Below are 18,334 nucleotides of genomic sequence, written 5' to 3'. Positions count from 1 at the left end.
ATGTACACAAGTGTTTTGCTAAATGTTGAATCAACAATACTGGATTTTTGGCGTTTGCTGAAGCCAAGGATAATGTATCTTGTGGTATTTACTGCAGTTGCTGGTATGGTTACTGCACCAGGTAGTATGCACCCTTTTCTAGCACTAATATCTCTTATATGTGTTGCTCTTGGCTCAGGATCTGCAGGTGCTATAAATATGTGGTATGACAAAGACATAGATCTGCTCATGGAAAGGACAAAAAACCGCCCTATACCCTCAGGTAGAGTTTTTGCAGAAAGTGCGCTTGAATTTGGTATAACTCTTGGAATATTGTCAGTATTTATCATGGCAATAGCAGTAAACTATATTTCTGCTGCTTTGCTTGCTGTTAGCATATTATTTTACGTTTTCATATATACAATTTGGCTAAAAAGGCGTACTCCGCAGAATATCGTTATCGGTGGTGCAGCAGGTGCTTTCCCTCCAATGATTGGCTGGGCAGCTGTGACTAATTCTGTAAGTTGGGAAAGTTTCATTTTATTTTTAGTAATTTTTATGTGGACTCCACCACACTTTTGGGCCCTATCTTTAAATAAGTCTGAAGACTATGCAAAGGCATCGATTCCAATGTTCAATATTGTTTATGGTCCGGAAAAAACAAGAAAATATATATTAATTTATAGTGTTTTGCTGGTGCTAACTAGCTTGCTTCCAGCTCTATTCTTGAAAAAGGCTTTACTTTATCTAAGCATGGCAATTTTTGCAGGTTGCATCTTTATTTGGTACGCTATATCAATTCTCATATTCAAGAACCACAACTCACAGAAACAAATGTTTTCTTACTCAATTTCTTATCTATTTTCCCTATTCGCCAGTATTATTTTTTGTTCTATTGATTTATTTTAATTATGAAAGAACGGCAGAAGCATAAAAACTATTTTTTACTTTTCCTTTTGGTAATGCTCGTTGTCACACTTTTTTTTGTTTCTATAATAAAATTTAAAGGTGCAGCTTAAACTACCTTTAGAAATTGTGCTTTCATAGAAGCAACTATATACTTTATTAATTCATTACAGTTAAAGATGAGCAAAAAGGAAGTGACAATATATACGGATGGGGCGTGTTCTGGTAATCCTGGAGCGGGAGGATGGGCAGCTATCATATTATTTCAAGATTATAGAAAAGACATTTATGGTAGAGAAGAAAATACCACAAACAATAAAATGGAGTTAACAGCGGTGATCAATGGGCTGAAAGTATTGAAATTTTCTTGTAATATTAATTTATATACGGATAGTCTTTATGTTAAGCATGGCATAACAGAGTGGATAAATAAGTGGAAAATGAATGGCTGGAAAACAAGTAATAAAAAATCAGTAAAAAATATGGAATTGTGGAAAGAGCTAGACAACGTTGCTTCACAACACGAAATTGATTGGAAGTGGGTTAAAGCACACAGTGGCAATAAATATAATGAGGAGGCTGATATTTTAGCAAGAAAAGCAATAATCGATGCTTAAAAAAATTACTATATTATTTTCCGTAGTTTTATTGTTCATATTGTGCTTCTTTATTTTTTTAAAGCCTTTAGAAATCAATATTAATTATATTAATTTCTATGTTAAACATAAGATATCAAAAATATTTGTTGGCTCAAGCGTTAATATGGAGAATACCTCAGTTGTTTGGCAGAAAGGTAGTAAAGATCCGTATTTAGTCATTACAGATTTGGCAATAGCAAATCCTAATTTTACTATAAAAGTTCCTGAGCTTTTTGTACATTTTAAGTTAAGTTCCTTATTTAAAGCTAGCACAAATCTCTCTCAGGTTTCAGCTGATAATGTGCATGTATGTATCAAGAGAGAAGAAACTAATGTTAATCCGCAAAACTCATTAGACCTTTTGGATAATCATTATTTAAGTAATAACCGCCTTCCTTCGGTGTCATTCCAGCGCGTGACGCTGAAATCTAGAAAAAAAGAAACCTGGATCCCAGTATCAAGCACTGGGATGACAGGAAAAAAAGATATTGGGATGACAGGAAAAAAAGATACTGGGATGACAGGGAAGAATTTCAAGATGACAGAAAGCAGTGCAAAAAATCTATTAAAAACAATAAGGGAATTTTTTTTTGACTTAAGTGCGAATTCAAAAATTGAATTTACTAACATCGCTATTGATAAAAGCACAGAAGATGAATTTTTTATTGATAAATTATATATAGGGAAGGGGAAAGATTTTAATGTTTTAGATATTCATGTGAATACAAAAGATGGAAAGGGATTTTTGGATGATTTATCAATTACGGTAAAAAATCGCAACAATTTGCTAAATGTGTACGGGACATTTTATGATCTAAAATTGGGACTATTGAACAAGTTTTCTACATTAGTTAAAAGCTACAATTTGGACAAAAATATAGGATTCAAAGGAAGCTTCTCAGTGAAAATTAATAAAAAGGATGAAATTGTAGATGGAAATATATACGTATTGAATACAGAAAATTATTTGAACAAAAATTTGGCCTTAACTAATGTAAATATAAATTTAACATATAGTGATGGAATTATTAGTGTAAAAAACTTCCATTTTAAGTTAAATGACACGTATCTCTCTTTAATAGGCAAAATGAACTTTAGTACAAGTCATGCTTTGCTTAGAATTAATATTAGTAAGTTTGCTGCAAAGGATTTATGTACTTATGTACCAGATGGTGTAGTGAATAGTAAATTTAAAAGCTGGTATTGTGATAATATTGATGGGGATGTTTTAAATACCATTGTAAGTTTCAATGGCAAATTGGTTGATGGCGATCTGTCAGACATTGTAATTGTTGCTGATATAGAAAACGGTAGCGTAAAATTTGATGAAGATTTTGAGCAAGTAAAGGAATTAAAGGGTGATTTGATTATCAAGAATAACGATCTTGAAATTACTGTAAATAGCGCTAAGTTTCAGAATTTCACTATTAATGGCGGTGATATTGAAATGAAATCTCTCGATAAGGAAAATTCAGTTCTAACCATTAATGGCCAAGCTGTAAGTGATGCTTATGGTTTATATGAGCCTATAAGATTTAAGCTGGATGATGTGGTGAAGGTTGAAAGGGATAAAGTAAGTGGAATGGCAAAATCCGTATTTAATTTTCGCATTTTTAATCTAAATGCTGATGACAAAAAAGTAGATTTTTCGGCCAATTTTCATTCTGAAATTGACAATTTGGCCGTCTATAATGCAAGTCTTGGTAAATATGATATTAAGCTTAGTTTTGGCAGTGACTTTATAGATTTAAATGGTAGTGGTATGGTGAATAATACACAGCTATTATTTGACCTGAAAAGTAGCAATAGGAATGAAAGTTTTGCCTGGAATTTGACCGGAGATTTACCCGCTCAAATACTTAATTTTGATGAAAATATAGGTGGCTATGTCAATACAAATATAGAATCAGTGATAAATCAAGATAAGACGGGGCATGTTAATGGTAATATGGATTTATCAGAGCTTGAATCACGTTCAAGCTACTTAGGGTGGAAAAATCGTTTTGAAGATCACAATAAAATTGTGTTTTCTGTAAAGTTAAAAGGTGCTGATGAATTGTTAATAGACAAATTAGATGTTATAGGAAATGACCTAGATATAAAATTCAGCGGAAGAGTAGGAAATGGAAATTTATATTTAAATTCTAGTAGTTTTAAATTGCCTGATAATGATTTTAGTATAGAAATTGAATCAGGTAAGGAAAAAAATGCCATAACTATTTATGGTGAGGAAATTAACTTAAGTGATATTTTAGGCTTGCTTGGCAAAAACAGTAATGGATTAAACAAAGATATAGAGATTAGTATGAATGTTGACAATGTAATCATGAAAGAAGGCATCGTTATCAAAAATGCTAAGCTGAATGTAACCTGTACTAAAGGTAATTGCGATGGAAGTAAATTTACAGGGCAGTTTCTGGAAGATAGCAGCAATATACTAGCAGAATACAGTGGAATAGGGCTCGAAATATATGCGGATAATGCAGGTATACTTTCGCGTTCCTTAGGCATTAGTAAATCAATTAAAAACGGCAAATTGTCTTTTTATCTCTCTCCTCAGAGAGAAAGTAGAGAACATTATGGTACGTTATCCATTAGCAATTTCTACATCAAAGATGCTCCACTACTTACTACTTTATTGTCGATGTCTTCATTGCCTGGCATTGTAAATGCCATAAAAAATGAAGGTGTATACTTTTATAAATGTAATGCACCTTTCTCATACAAAGACGGCTCTGTCGAAATTGAAGAATCTTGGCTTGAAGGGGCGGAATTAGGCATTAGCACTAGCGGTAAGCTCGACATTAGAAATTATAAATTCCAAGTTGAAGGACAAGTAATACCAGCATATTCAATTAATAAATCTTTGTTAAAAATTCCTATAATTGGGAAACTTCTTACTGGCGGGAAAAGTAGGGGAATCATTTCAATAGACTATAAAGCAAGTGGTGATGACAAAAACAATAACGTATCTGTTGATCTTATCTCTTCGCTAACTCCAAACCTATTAAAGAGGTTATTGGGAGTGTTTGATCACATTATGACAAAAACTAACAAGGCTATTGTCAGCAATTAAAGTGGTATGAAAAAAAAATTTGGTTCGACATGACCAAAAGGGAAGTTGTTTAACAAAATTGTGGACAAAAATGCAAGAGTTTCAGAATGATCCGCCTGATTTTTCATTTAATTATTTAAGTGATGCCACTCCCTTTAGCCTCTCTATATTTGCTGAACAACTAAAAAGGGTAGGGGGTGGTTGTAAATTATATCTGTTCAGCAGAGTGGCAAAATAAGGTAGACGAGAAAAGACAACTATAGGAACAAATGAGTGTCATCCCAGTGCTCAGACACTGGGATCCAGAAAATTTGATTGTGTACTATACAACATTTTCGATCAAAAGCTGGATTCCAGTGTCAAGCACTGGAATGACATCACAGGGGCACTGGAATTTTTGTTTCAATATTTGTACATTAGCCATGCATCTGAACAGATACTGTAAATTAGCTATATTACATTAGCCCATCAGATGAGTTGTAATGGTTATAATTGTCTGATAAGTGATCTCTAACATCGTGACCTAACTCATTGGCATCAGGCTTAACTTCGTGATCTAACTCATTAGCATCGAGCTTAAACAAAGAAGGATTATCATCAGATTGTTGATTAGACTCTTTCTCTTTCGACCCAAATAACCATGAAAAGAGTGATGAGATAGAATCAATAATGGATTTAATTGCTGAAAAAATATTGGATAAGAAATTACTGGGTTGCTGAGTGTCTTGCTGGCTACTTTTTTCTTCTTCTACATTACTTTGTTCTACTTTATTTGATTTTTCCACATCTTGTTCAGGTTTACTTCTGCTTATAAATGTCTTATCTAGGCTCTGTGGACAAAATTTTAGAGAAGCCATACAAGAGCTCCAACAAAATTGAGAAAACCCATAAAAACCTCAGCAGTTTTATCAAATCTGGAAAAAATGCGCCTAAAATTTTTAATTTTACCAAAAAAACACTCAATCAAATGACGTTCTTTGTAGATATGCTCATCGTAATACCTTTGCACTTTTCGATTCCGTTTTGGCGGAATAACTACTGTACATCCCTTGTCTTCAAGACTTGTAACAAAGGCATTGCTATCGTAGCCCTTGTCAGCTACTACAGTAGAGTTATAGATACTTTCGGTCAACACTTGTGCCTGCGTAATTTCATTTCTTTGACCAGGAGTCAGAGTAAATTTAAGTGGATTTCCAAGTGCATCGACAAGCGCATGTATTTTAGTTGTAAAGCCACCTTTGCTCCTCCCTAAAGCTTCTTGATCCTTGGAGTTTTTTGTATATCCAGATGAACATGGATGGGCTCGGATGATCGTACCGTCGATTATAGCAACTTCTAAATCAGGCTCTTGTTTAGTATATTCAAGCAATTTTTTCCAGACATCTCTTTCACACCATCTTTTAAATCGCTTATGTATACTCCTGTAATTACCATAAGTTTTTGGTAAAAGTCTCCATTGGCAACCACTTCGCACTATGTACCACACTGCCTCTATGAATATTCTTAAACGTTTTTCATCTTTGCTGTGCATTCCTTTTACGCTTTTTATGAACTCTAAAATTTGTTTCCAATTTTCCTCTTTGATGTAATATTGCATATGGTAGTTTCTCCATTTTTTACCTATTAGGCTAAACTACCATCTTTTTCTCTCTTTTCATATTTTTTGTCCACAGAGCCTAGATCCCGCTAACAAGTAGCGGGATGACAGTTGTCGTTTAGCCATAAATATTTAAGAAATTTACCAAATGAAAAAAAGACAAAGAAAACCCGTGCTAGTTATTCACTCTCTATTTTAAAATTTGACGTTGGGTGATGTCTTGAACAGCGCGTTTCAGCTTGTATAGCTAGAAGTTTTATAAAGACATAAGGTGCACATAGTGCAAAAAATTAAACATGACACGCCAGATATACTAAGTTTTTTTGTCGTTTTATCTGCACAGACTGAAGATAAATAAATAGCTTCAGTTTCATGATAAGGGGACTGGCGAAGGGTGTCAAGGAAGTTTTTTCGTTTCTAATGGTTGTTAACTTGTTGCCAAAAACTATGCAAGAAGTCTATTGAAATCGCGTATATCAATCGTTGTAAAATCACACAATTGCTCTGTAGAGCTATGCCCTGTAATAATTACTATACCATTTTGCTCAGAGCGTATTGAGATTAAGTTCAGCACTAATTCACACGTTGCACTATCAAGATTACAAAATGGTTCATCTATCAGCCAAACGTTTGCATTAGAAATCAAGAGGCGAGCAAGCGCAACTCTCCTTTTCCAGCCTGCAGAAAGTTCGCCATATCTAATATTAAGTACAGGTTGCAACTGCAAGCAACAAATAGCTGCCACAATCAATTCTCTAGTATTTCGTATTCCTGCCCAGAATTCTACGTTTTGAGCAACAGTTAAGCTATCTTTACAGGCATTCTTATGGCCTATATAGACCATAGAAGGTATATAGGATTTTGGATCATCATATATATCTTTTCCGCAGTGCCTTATATTGCCTGATACCGGCGGTAAAAGTCCAGATAAACTTCTAATTAAGCTGGTTTTACCACTACCATTTGGACCAGTGATTAGAATCTTTGATTTTAGCTCAGCTTTAAAACTGAGATTTTTAAATAATACTTTGTTATTACGAGCGCAGGATAAATTTTCACATTCAAGCATTTACTGGACCTCCAAAGAGGATCCAGAACCCAGACACTTTAGGTTGCAATTTGTAGGTAGTTTGCACAACGAATGGTGTCATGCAAGTAGCTGACACTGGAATCCAGTTTTTTTTATACAATTGCTTGGTTGCAATTGACTCTTCTGAATCCCAGACAGGGATGGCATGGGATAATGCAAGAAGTCTAATGTTTGTTAAGCACATTTGCAAGCAAAGCTTGCTGGATCCCAGTGTCACGCACTGGGATGACACCCTTGTGTTTGAGGCAAAACTGGCTATAACATTCAACACAATACAAGAAATTTAATATCAGAAAGCAGGTTATACAATGGATACATCATCTGCCCTTCCCCTTATGTTTACCTTGAGTTGAAGCCTGAGCTTTAACAAACAGCTCCCAAAATCCTTTCTGTCCGCCTTCTCTATGTATCAATTGTGCAAAACGCTGCATTAAACCATTACCCATCATAACCATCTTTGTCCATTTACCTACCGGTTTTGCTATGTCAACTATTTCTGGATCTTCTTTATAAACTTGCACATCTTTTTGTTTCTCGCGTAACGTTTCTTGTTGTTTCAGCAACTCTTTTTGCTTATTTTTTTGATATAATTCATTGAATTTTCTGTCTTCTTCCCACTCTTCTTTAAAAACTTTTCTAGGAAATATGATTTTTCTAATGCGATTTTTGTATATTTTTCTCAAAAAGAGAAATACTACAGCGACAGCAAGTAATGTTACGCTATATGTTATGATCTGTGCAAGTGGCATTTCCTGTATCTAATTCATTAAAAATACCCTTACTATTATACCATAATTATAGAAATTGTGCAATTTTTTTGCGGGTAAAGACAGTATAAAAGCAACACTGCTCTATTTCGTAAATTGGACAAATATCTGACGAATGGGCTTGTATGTAATAAGGTTTATTTCTATACTTTTTAAAGAATTTAGAAGTGAAACAAATATGAACTGCTACAAGACTCACACGTGTGAAGAATTAAGGAAGAACGACGTAGAAAAGGAAGTTACCCTTTCTGGATGGTTATACCGTAAGCGCGACCATGGTAACCTAATTTTTGTTGATTTAAGAGACTTCTATGGAATCACTCAACTAGTATTTAATAATGATAAAGACTTTTTTGATGAGATATCAAATTTAAAATTGGAGAGTGTAATTACTGTTACAGGAATAGTTGAAGCTAGAACTGAAGATACGGTAAACACCTCTATCGCAACCGGGGAAATTGAGGTTGTAGTTAGCAATTTGCACGTTGAATCGGAAGTCGAGTTCCACCGTGATGAAGAAATAGCGAAAGAAGAAAGAAGTATATTAGCGAGCATTGCTGGCGAACAAGAATATCCGGAAAATATGAGATTTAAATATCGTTTTCTTGATTTAAGGCGTGAAAAAGCCCGCAACAATATTATTCTGCGCTCACAAATTATTGCAGAACTCAGGAGGCTCATGATAGAGCAAGGGTTTTTGGAAATTCAGACTCCAATACTTACTGCTTCATCTCCTGAAGGTGCACGTGATTATTTGGTGCCAAGCAGGCTAAATCCTGGTAAATTCTATGCATTGCCACAAGCTCCACAGATTTTTAAGCAGTTGCTCATGGTCTCAGGGTTTGATAAATATTTTCAAATTGCACCGTGTTTCCGTGACGAAGACGCAAGGGCTGACCGTTCTCCGGGAGAGTTTTATCAGCTAGATCTTGAAATGTCTTTTATAACTCAAGAAGACATCTTTCAGATTATTGAGTCTATCTTATATAAAGTGTTCGCTAAATTTTCTCGTAAGTCTGTTGATAAAGATTTTCCACGCATTACATACAAAGAGGCAATGCTTAAGTATGGTTCTGACAAGCCAGATTTGCGTAATCCACTATTAATCAGCGATGTTACAGAAATTTTCCGTGATTCAGGGTTCAATATTTTCAAAAGCAATATTGAGCGTGGTATGGTAGTGAGAGCCATCCCTGCACCTAAAACAGCAGAGGAACCACGCAGCTTCTTTGATAAAAAGATAGAACATGCGCAAAAAGAATTCGGTGCTAAGGGTCTTGGATATATAACGTTTGATAAAGATGGTACTGCGAAAGGCCCAATTGCTAAATTTCTTGATGACAATAGGCTAAATCACATAAGAGAAGCAACAAACATAGAGCCTGGAGACAGTGTATTCTTTGCTTCTGATAAAGAGAATGAGGCAGCAACAATTGCAGGAAAAGTGCGCACTCTTTTAGGGTCAGAACTCAGTTTTATAGATGATAATATCTTCAAGTTTTGTTGGATCATTGATTTTCCCTATTTTGTATATGACGATAAAAGTAAAAAAATCGATTTCTTTCATAACCCATTCTCCATGCCACATGGCGGTCTGAAAGATTTAGAGGAAAAGAATCCACTGGATATCCTTGCTTACCAATATGATCTCGTTTGCAATGGAATAGAACTGTCAAGCGGGGCGATTCGTAATAACAAGCTGGATATCATGTATAAGGCCTTTGCCATTGCAGGTTATAGCCGGGGAGAAGTTGATACAAAATTCGGCGCACTTGTACGTGCATTCAGATTTGGTGTTCCCCCTCATGGTGGAATAGCACCAGGAGTTGATAGAATGGTTATGCTGCTTGCTGATGAGCCGAACATTCGTGAAGTAATCTGTTTTCCTATGAACCAGCAAGGTGAAGATGTTCTAATGGGTGCTCCTTCTAAGGTAGATAGTAAACATTTACGTGAATTATCCTTGAAGGTTTGAATAAAAATTTTTATAGTGGGGTGTGGTAAACCGGAAGTCATGAACAATATTCAAAAAGCAATACTATCAAGCATAATCTGTAACATGATTATATGGTATGAGTTAACTCTATTTGGAGTTTTGACGCATATAATAAGTGACGTTTTTTTTTCATCAGAAAGTGATTACTTAAGTACAATCAAATTTCTTGGTACTTTTGCAGTTGGCTTTGGATTTAGACCACTTGGTGCATTTATTTTTGGTTACATTGGAGATAAATACGGCAGAAGGAAGATTTTGCTGACTTCTGTAATATTAGCTTCGATATCGTCTACTGCAATTGCGGTTATACCAAGCTTTAAAGAAATAGGAATATTTTCTCCTATACTACTTCTGCTTTGTAGAATAACACAAGGAATGGCAGCAGGTGGAGAAACAAGTATCAACCCAGCTTTTTTAATAGAACATTCAAGCGATAAAAAAAATCTAGGTTTTTTAGGTAGCATGAAAGCTTTTAGCGGCGCGCTTGGTTCTCTTACATGCTTTGTAATGATAGCTGTTTGCAAAAAGTTTACAGGTGAAAATTATGAAATTTGGGGCTGGAGATTGCCTTTCTATTTCTGCTTCATTATGGGCATAATAGGCTTTTTAACAAGATATATAATGGAAGAGAGCTTAGCATATAAAACACACGATAAAAAAAAAGCTTATCTCATTCTCCATTTTTAGAATTAACCAGGGACTATAAAAAAGCATTTATGATAGCAATTGGGCTTGGTATCGCTCAAAATGCAATCGTTTATTCGGTAATAATGTTTTATAACATATCTGTAAAAGCGCTTACTCTGTCAGGTATTGATATTAAAAATGTAGTAAGGATTATAGTTGAAATTACATTTGGAGCGTCTGCAGTGCTGTTTGCAATACTGTCTGATAAAGTTGGAAGAAAAAATGTAATGATTCCTACATTAGTAGCTCTAGCTTGCGCCGGTTTGCCGGCGCTTTCGCTATTATCATATGATAACCACTATATTGTAACGCTCACTTTTCTATTGATAAGCGTACCGATAGGTGCATCTTTTGGAATATACAATTCTCTTGTCTGCGAGTTATTTCCAACGAAAGTTAGGTGCACGGGCTTTAGCCTCGCACATAACATATCTGCAGGAATATTTGGTGGCCTTTCTCCATCCATATGTATGTGGCTTATAGAAAAAACCGAAACAAAACTTGCAGCAGGCATTTATCTTACTGCCTGCGCATTAATTAGCCTAATATCTGTGCTTCAAATCAAAGCCAAAGACAGAAAAGTTGATTGGTGAAATCGTTTCAGTCGAAAAATAGCGCTTCAATGGATTTTTCGATGTGTTTAGTGATAGGAGCGGTAATAGTGATTTCTTTATTGTTTGGCAATTTTAAAGATAAAGAATGCGAATGAAGGTGAATCTGATTTGCTACTTCATCAATAAAAGCTTTTTTACCACCATATTTACCATCACCAAGAATAGGGCAATTTATATGAGCTAAATGTGCACGTAACTGATGGGTTCTGCCGGTAATTGGTTGTAATTTTAAATAAGCAACATTGTGTTTGAATTTTGCTATAATTGAAAAATGCGTAGTGGCATTCTGAGGTGAATTTTCATCAACGACCACTTTTTCTTGACCTGAAACATATTTTTTCACCAATGGATAGTCTATTGTTCCACTATCCTTACTCGGTATGCCAGAAGTTAATGCTAAATAAGTTTTTTTTACTCTTCGTCCTTTAAATTCTTCCATAAGGTATCTGGCAACATTAGCGTTGCGTGCGAATATTATCACTCCACTCGTATCTCTATCTAGCCTATGGACAATTTTAAATGTTTCTCCCTCTCTTATTTGGTCAAGCAAATCACTTATGCTAATCTTTACTTTTACGCCACCTTGAACGATGACCCCTGTGGGTTTGTTTATAGCTAGTATATATTCGTCTTCATATAATATGTTCTCTCTTAGTAGATTCACTAACTTTTCATTATATTTGCGATCAGAATTAGCGTTTTCAATATAATTCAAGTGCTTCAGCGTTATAGTTTGCCCAGAATTTACTCTATCACTGGACTTTGCTTTGCAATCATCAACTTTGATTAATCCTTTCCTTAAAGATTTTTCAATTACAGATTGCTTTAGATCAGGAAAGATTCTTCTGATGTACCTATCCAGCCTAACGTTATTGTCTTCTATTAATATGGTTTTTATACTTTGTAGCATTCCATTATTTATAATGAATATCTAGTGAAATGTCAATTATTGGTGTCATTCCAGTGTCAAGCACTGGAATGACACCGAAGGGGCTACTGCCGTCATAAAGGAACCAGTGTCAGCTATACTCGGATGACAGGAGAAGGAGACTACTGGAGATGACAGCTAGCCTGACAACCGTCATCCCGCTGCTTGTTAGCAGGATCTAGGCTCTGTGGACAAAAAATATGAAAAGAGAGAAAAAGATGGTAGTTTAGCCTAATAGGTAAAAAATGGAGAAACTACCATATGCAATATTACATCAAAGAGGAAAATTGGAAACAAATTTTAGAGTTCATAAAAAGCGTAAAAGGAATGCACAGCAAAGATGAAAAACGTTTAAGAATATTCATAGAGGCAGTGTGGTACATAGTGCGAAGTGGTTGCCAATGGAGACTTTTACCAAAAACTTATGGTAATTACAGGAGTATACATAAGCGATTTAAAAGATGGTGTGAAAGAGATGTCTGGAAAAAATTGCTTGAATATACTAAACAAGAGCCTGATTTAGAAGTTGCTATAATCGACGGTACGATCATCCGAGCCCATCCATGTTCATCTGGATATACAAAAAACTCCAAGGATCAAGAAGCTTTAGGGAGGAGCAAAGGTGGCTTTACAACTAAAATACATGCGCTTGTCGATGCACTTGGAAATCCACTTAAATTTACTCTGACTCCTGGTCAAAGAAATGAAATTACGCAGGCACAAGTGTTGACCGAAAGTATCTATAACTCTACTGTAGTAGCTGACAAGGGCTACGATAGCAATGCCTTTGTTACAAGTCTTGAAGACAAGGGATGTACAGTAGTTATTCCGCCAAAACGGAATCGAAAAGTGCAAAGGTATTACGATGAGCATATCTACAAAGAACGTCATTTGATTGAGTGTTTTTTTGGTAAAATTAAAAATTTTAGGCGCATTTTTTCCAGATTTGATAAAACTGCTGAGGTTTTTATGGGTTTTCTCAATTTTGTTGGAGCTCTTGTATGGCTTCTCTAAAATTTTGTCCACAGAGCCTAGAGATACCGCGAATGAATCGCGGTATGACGGTTCGCGGCGGCATGACGTAGAGCTTGCGTTAGCTATACTTTTATACTCACCAACTCAGCTGGATCCAAGTAGTCAGAGCACTGGGATGACAAAAAAAGGAGGGCACTGGGATGACGGGAGAAGGAGCTATTTGGATGACATCGTTTACTATACAATGTTTGTACAGTTCTGGATAAAAAAATTAGCTAACAAATTTATAAACATCAGTATACAGCTCATCAACGCTTGGTTCTTTACTATTTTTGGCAAAATCTTCCGACTTTTTTACTAAATCACGTATTTCCTTATCAATTACTTTGCACTCTTCTTCTGAAGCCATTTTATTATCTGTCATGTATTTCTTTAAAGTGCTTATAGGGTCATGATTTTGCTTCATATCTTCAACTTCTTCTTTTAAGCGATAAGTAGCAGGATCTGACATTGAGTGACCGCGATATCGATATGTCTTCATTTCAAGCAGGATAGGCCCTTTTCCGTTGCGTGTGTGTTCCGCTGCTTCGCTTGTAGCCTCATAAACAGAGAAAAAATCCATTCCATCAACTTGTTTTCCAGGAATACCAAAACTTTCTCCTCTTTTGTACAGCTCAGTTACCAAAGTGGATCTTTCTACAGAAGTACCCATTGCATATCCGTTATTCTCTATAATATAAACCACAGGCAACTTCCACAAAGCTGCCATATTAAACGATTCATATATTTGCCCTTGATTTACAGCACCGTCACCAAAATACGTGAATACCACGGTATCTTTTTTCTTGTATTTATTAGCAAATGCTATTCCTGTGCCAATTGGAACTTGTGCTCCCACTATTCCATGCCCGCCGAAGAATTTTTTTTCAACGTCAAATACGTGCATCGAACCACCTTTACCTTTCGAGCATCCTGTTTCTTTGCCGGTAAGCTCTGCCATTACAACATTTGGATCAGAATCACATGCGAGCATTAAGCCATGGTCTCTATAACTTGTGATAAAAGCGTCACCTAATTTTGATGCAGCTTGAGTTCCAACTGCAACTGCTTCTTGTCCTATTGATAGGTGACAGAACCCGCCTATTAATCCCATCCCATATAATTGTCCTGCTTTTTCCTCAAATCTGCGTATGAGTAGCATTTTCCTGTAGAATCCAATTATCTGTTCTTTAGTGAAATTTTCTGCTTTCATATCGATTTTTTTTTCATTAAACTAACACAATACCAGGAATTTTAAATTTTTGCTAATAAACTATTACCACTGGCTTGAGGCTTTTCACGTTATCTCTGTTATCATGTGGATGGCAGGTATGCTTTATTTACCCAGGCTTTATGTCTACCATGCAACTGTAAAACCGGGATCGGAAAATGATAGCTTGCTTCAAACAATGGAAAAGAGGCTACTTAGATATATCATAAACCCTGCAATGCTTTTCTCACTTGGTCTTGGAATTACACTAATGGTTATTAGGGAAGCATATCGTGAAGGATGGTTTCATGTAAAAGCATTTGCAATACTTTTGATGTTAATTATTCATATGCTACTTGCAAAATATAGGAAAAATTTTGCAATGGGTTCGAATAAGAAGTCACATATTTATTTTCGCGTTTTAAACGAAGCAGTTACAGTATTGATAATAGTTATAGTTATTATGGTTGTTGTAAAACCTTTTTGACTGACCTTACCCAAAAAAAGCAGAAAGCTCGTATCTGTTCAGATGCATGGCTAATGTACAATACTGAAATAAAAATTCCAGTGCTCCCTTTCTTGTCATCCCAGTGCTTGACACTGGGATCCAGCTTTCTTTACAAATTCACCAAAAGTGCTTCATTCTATAACGCAAAACCCATACTCACCAAACTCAATGCATTACTTGCAATTAAGTTTCCTGGATGCCAGTGTCAAGCTACTCGGATGACACCATTCTTTTTCCTGGATCCCAGTGTTAGCTACTTGCATGACACCATTCTTTTTCCTGGATCCCAGTGTCAAGCACTGGGATGACAAGAAGAGGGCACTGCCCTCTTTGATGGAAGCCAGTGTTAGCTACTTTCATGACACCCTGACAACCGTCATCCCGCTACTTGTTAGCGGGATCTGTAGGGATTGCCGAGAACTTGTCATCCCAGTGCTTGACACTGGGATCCAGTTTTTCGTATAATTTTGTCAAAATCTATTGTGCTAGCAAGTTCACTAGCGTCACGCGCTGGTCTGTTAGACATTTACGTGTAGGGTGAAGAAATTTTGAAAAAGACATACCAAATATGAAAGGCCTATATATTAAAACTTACGGCTGTCAGATGAACGTTTATGACTCCGTTTTAATGGAAAATGTAATTAAACCTTTGGGGTTCAACGTTGTTAGTGATGCAGGGAAAGCCGATTTAGTGATACTGAATACTTGTCACATTAGAGAGAAGGCAGCAGAAAAACTTTACTCAGAGCTTGGGAAGATTCATTCGTTACGAAAAGAAATGACTATAGTGGTGGCTGGGTGTGTAGCGCAAGCAGAGGGAGAAGAAGTGTTCAGAAGGGCTCCTTTTGTTGATATTGTTGTTGGTCCGCAGAGTATCGCTACCTTACCGGAGCTGATAGTCAAAGCAAGCAGAAGTAAAGGTCATGTAATAAACACTGATTTTCCTGAAGTTGCAAAGTTTGATAAATTGCCAGATGAATGCTATGGCAATAGCCAGGGGTCTTCTGCGTTTCTTGCCATACAAGAGGGTTGTGATAAATTTTGTACGTTTTGCGTAGTGCCCTATACTCGTGGAGCTGAGTATTCACGGCCAGTGAATGAAATATTTCGTGAAGCATTGAAATTAGTTGCAAATGGGGCAAATGAGATCAATTTGCTTGGTCAGAACGTCAATGCTTACCATGGGGAGTGCGAAGGGGAAGTGTGGGATTTAGGAAAATTAATTAGTCATATTGCTAAAATTGAAAAGCTAGAGAGGATTCGTTATACAACTTCTCATCCAAGAGATATGCATGAATCTCTCTACTTGGCACATGCGGAAGAGCCAAAGCTCATGCCGTTTGTTCACCTGCCTGTGCAGTCTGGTTCGAATAAAATATTGCACGCGATGAACAGGAAACACACTGCAGAGGAGTATTTGGAAATAATAGACAGATTTCGCAAATTGAAACCTGAAATCGAATTTTCTTCTGATTTTATTGTTGGTTTTCCTGGAGAAACCGAAAAAGATTTTGAAGAAACTATGAAATTAGTAGAAAAAGTTAGATATGCTCAGGCTTATAGTTTTAAATACAGCCCAAGACCAGGCACACCGGGAGCGGAAAGAAAAGATCAAGTACCAGAAGAGGTTAAAACAGAGCGCCTTCTTCGTTTACAGAAATTAATTAGTAAGCAACAACTTGAGTTTAACCAGAGTATGGTAGGTAAAACTATACCTGTTCTATTTAGCGATAAAAAAGGTAAACACCAAAACCAAATTATTGGTAAAAGCCCATATATGCAATCAGTGTGCATTGATGATCCTGAAGATAAATACAGGGACAAAATAGTAAATGTGAAAGTGTTGGAAGCTCGGCAGAGTAGTTTGCTGGGGTGTGCATTTCACTGATTTTAAGCAGCGTTAAATATAAGTCTTAAGCAAAGAGTATTGAAAAAATGCAATCATAATCTTTTTCAAAAGTTACAAAGTTTAATTGCTACCTCTGCTGAACGGGTACCTTAAACCTACAAATTTGAGCTTACCTATATCAATTTTTTGTACAAGATGAGTTAGTAACAACTTTATGTATAAAATTGAAGAAGAATAAAAATACAATAACGAGCATTAAATTAAATATTCCCACCTTTAAAAAACCCTCTTTATATATTTCTAAAGATTCTAAATAATTTATTTTACCATTTACTGAAGGAACTGACATAAATTTTGATATTGCAACTCCGGCTAGGTTAGAAAACGCTAATGACAGCATTACTATACCCATCACTACTCCTCTAGGTGTACAGTCCCAGAGTGTGATGGTATGATAAAATATGAGAAAAAAATACCATCAAAGGAGGAGTTATGGGACAAATATTACATGGGTGCGCCAAAACAACACAGACGATTCGTAGAGCAATACAAAATAGAAAAGAGAGCATAGCAAAACTCTCCAAGCATTATAACCTTAATCCAAAAACTATTATTAAGTGGAGAAAACGTTCATTTACGAAAGATGCTGATATGGGTCCAAAGCGTCCAAGATCGACTGTTTTAACGCTAGAAGAGGAAGCTATAATAGTTACATTTCGCAAGTATACACTACTGCCACTAGATGATTGCCTTTACGCTCTGCAGTCTACAATTCCGCATTTGACTCGCTCTAGCTTGCATCGTTGTTTACAAAGACACAACATTAGCAGATTACCAACTGTTGATGGAGAAGTTAAGTCAAAAAAGAAATTCAAACAATATCCTATCGGTTACTTTCATATTGATATTGCTGAAGTTAGAACTGAGGAGGGCAAATTACATTTGTTTGTTGCTATTGATAGGACATCCAAATTTACCTATGTTGAGTTGCGTAACAGTGCTACAAAACCCATAGCTGCTGAGTTCTTACGTAATTTGATTAGAATTTTACCGTATAAAATCCATACTATTTTGACAGATAACGGTATACAATTTACAAACCAGAAGCGTCATAAGTATGCTTTCCAACATATATTTGATAGAGTTTGCGAAGAGAATGTTATTGAACATCGTTTGACAAAAGTTAGCCATCCTTGGACGAATGGGCAAGTCGAGCGTATGAATAAAACTTTAAAGGATGCTACAGTTAAGAAGTATTACTATCAATCGCACCAGCAACTTAAAGAACACCTTTATAACTTTGTTATGGCTTATAATTATGCAAAGAGACTCAAAACTCTTAAGGGTCTTACTCCTTATGAATTTATATGTTATCAGTGGACACAGTCTCCAGAATTATTTATACTAAATCCACACCATCACACTCTGGGACCATACATCTAGGCTCTGTGGACAAAAAATATGAAAAGAGAGAAAAAGATGGTAGTTTAGCCTAA

Annotated in this window: 15 protein-coding genes and 2 pseudogenes; 10 read left to right on the top strand and 7 right to left on the bottom strand. The window is 35.8% G+C overall.

The window, feature by feature from the left end; all coding sequences use genetic code 11:
- From OOK85_RS04270 to OOK85_RS07845, 4 genes and pseudogenes are all read left to right on the top strand, one after another.
- Complete coding sequence (locus tag OOK85_RS04270; protein WP_264702321.1) at window positions 1-888, top strand: heme o synthase; 888 nt, start codon at window positions 1-3, stop codon at window positions 886-888.
- Window positions 889-1,064: 176 nt separating this feature from the next.
- Window positions 1,065-1,502: a ribonuclease HI gene (gene rnhA / locus OOK85_RS04265; protein ID WP_264702319.1), complete on the top strand. Its 438-nt coding sequence runs from the start codon at window positions 1,065-1,067 to the stop codon at window positions 1,500-1,502.
- A complete protein-coding gene (locus OOK85_RS04260) occupies window positions 1,495-4,599 on the top strand; it encodes a DUF3971 domain-containing protein (RefSeq protein ID WP_264702317.1) in 3,105 nt (1,034 codons plus the stop codon). Before rnhA ends, OOK85_RS04260 begins: the two co-directional genes overlap by 8 nt.
- Before the next feature lie 260 nt (window positions 4,600-4,859).
- Window positions 4,860-4,955: pseudogene (locus OOK85_RS07845) on the top strand (WPE palindromic element domain-containing protein); the annotation flags it as partial.
- 78 nt (window positions 4,956-5,033) lie between these two features.
- Here OOK85_RS07845 and OOK85_RS04250 read toward each other — a convergent pair.
- From OOK85_RS04250 to OOK85_RS04235, 4 genes are all read right to left on the bottom strand, one after another.
- Complete coding sequence (locus OOK85_RS04250; protein WP_264702312.1) at window positions 5,034-5,435, bottom strand: hypothetical protein; 402 nt, start codon at window positions 5,433-5,435, stop codon at window positions 5,034-5,036.
- Window positions 5,423-6,175, bottom strand: coding sequence for an IS5 family transposase (locus OOK85_RS04245; RefSeq protein ID WP_264702259.1), 753 nt, complete (start codon window positions 6,173-6,175; stop codon window positions 5,423-5,425). Before OOK85_RS04245 ends, OOK85_RS04250 begins: the two co-directional genes overlap by 13 nt.
- 445 nt (window positions 6,176-6,620) lie before the next feature.
- Window positions 6,621-7,244 (bottom strand): heme ABC exporter ATP-binding protein CcmA, encoded by a 624-nt coding sequence (gene ccmA / locus OOK85_RS04240; RefSeq protein ID WP_213862934.1) that lies wholly within the window; start codon window positions 7,242-7,244, stop codon window positions 6,621-6,623.
- Between the two features lie 338 nt (window positions 7,245-7,582).
- Complete coding sequence (locus tag OOK85_RS04235; RefSeq protein WP_264702306.1) at window positions 7,583-8,014, bottom strand: hypothetical protein; 432 nt, start codon at window positions 8,012-8,014, stop codon at window positions 7,583-7,585.
- Between the two features lie 196 nt (window positions 8,015-8,210).
- On the opposite strand from OOK85_RS04235, the gene aspS reads away from it, so the two are divergent.
- The gene (gene aspS, locus OOK85_RS04230) at window positions 8,211-10,007 is read left to right on the top strand and encodes an aspartate--tRNA ligase (RefSeq protein WP_264704186.1); all 1,797 of its coding nucleotides are present in this window, start codon (window positions 8,211-8,213) and stop codon (window positions 10,005-10,007) included.
- A gap of 39 nt (window positions 10,008-10,046) precedes the next feature.
- Window positions 10,047-11,308 (top strand): annotated as a pseudogene (locus OOK85_RS07725) (MFS transporter).
- A gap of 7 nt (window positions 11,309-11,315) precedes the next feature.
- Here the strand turns inward: OOK85_RS07725 and OOK85_RS04215 are convergent.
- A complete protein-coding gene (locus OOK85_RS04215) occupies window positions 11,316-12,239 on the bottom strand; it encodes an RluA family pseudouridine synthase (RefSeq protein WP_264702299.1) in 924 nt (307 codons plus the stop codon).
- A gap of 279 nt (window positions 12,240-12,518) precedes the next feature.
- Here OOK85_RS04215 and OOK85_RS04210 point away from each other — a divergent pair, with 279 nt between their 5' ends.
- Window positions 12,519-13,271, top strand: coding sequence for an IS5 family transposase (locus OOK85_RS04210; protein WP_264702259.1), 753 nt, complete (start codon window positions 12,519-12,521; stop codon window positions 13,269-13,271).
- Between the two features lie 232 nt (window positions 13,272-13,503).
- On the opposite strand, the gene pdhA is transcribed toward OOK85_RS04210, so the two are convergent.
- Complete coding sequence (gene pdhA, locus OOK85_RS04205) at window positions 13,504-14,484, bottom strand: pyruvate dehydrogenase (acetyl-transferring) E1 component subunit alpha (protein WP_264702297.1); 981 nt, start codon at window positions 14,482-14,484, stop codon at window positions 13,504-13,506.
- Between the two features lie 55 nt (window positions 14,485-14,539).
- Here pdhA and hemJ point away from each other — a divergent pair, with 55 nt between their 5' ends.
- Both hemJ and miaB read left to right on the top strand, forming a co-directional pair.
- Window positions 14,540-14,968 (top strand): protoporphyrinogen oxidase HemJ, encoded by a 429-nt coding sequence (gene hemJ / locus OOK85_RS04200; RefSeq protein ID WP_010082641.1) that lies wholly within the window; start codon window positions 14,540-14,542, stop codon window positions 14,966-14,968.
- 589 nt (window positions 14,969-15,557) lie between these two features.
- Window positions 15,558-16,877, top strand: a complete 1,320-nt coding sequence (gene miaB, locus OOK85_RS04195; RefSeq protein WP_264702295.1) for a tRNA (N6-isopentenyl adenosine(37)-C2)-methylthiotransferase MiaB — start codon at window positions 15,558-15,560, stop codon at window positions 16,875-16,877.
- A 139-nt stretch (window positions 16,878-17,016) separates the two neighbouring features.
- Here miaB and OOK85_RS04190 read toward each other — a convergent pair whose 3' ends face one another.
- Window positions 17,017-17,253, bottom strand: a complete 237-nt coding sequence (locus OOK85_RS04190) for a hypothetical protein (protein ID WP_264702293.1) — start codon at window positions 17,251-17,253, stop codon at window positions 17,017-17,019.
- 77 nt (window positions 17,254-17,330) lie between these two features.
- Here OOK85_RS04190 and OOK85_RS04185 point away from each other — a divergent pair, with 77 nt between their 5' ends.
- Window positions 17,331-18,281, top strand: coding sequence for an IS481 family transposase (locus OOK85_RS04185; RefSeq protein ID WP_264702289.1), 951 nt, complete (start codon window positions 17,331-17,333; stop codon window positions 18,279-18,281).
- Window positions 18,282-18,334: the final 53 nt, after the last annotated feature.

Source organism: Wolbachia endosymbiont (group A) of Volucella inflata, from assembly GCF_947250665.1.
GTDB classification, from domain to species: Bacteria; Pseudomonadota; Alphaproteobacteria; order Rickettsiales; family Anaplasmataceae; genus Wolbachia; species Wolbachia pipientis.
Note: the sequence above shows the minus strand (reverse complement) of the source record. Positions and strands in the feature narration are given on the sequence as shown.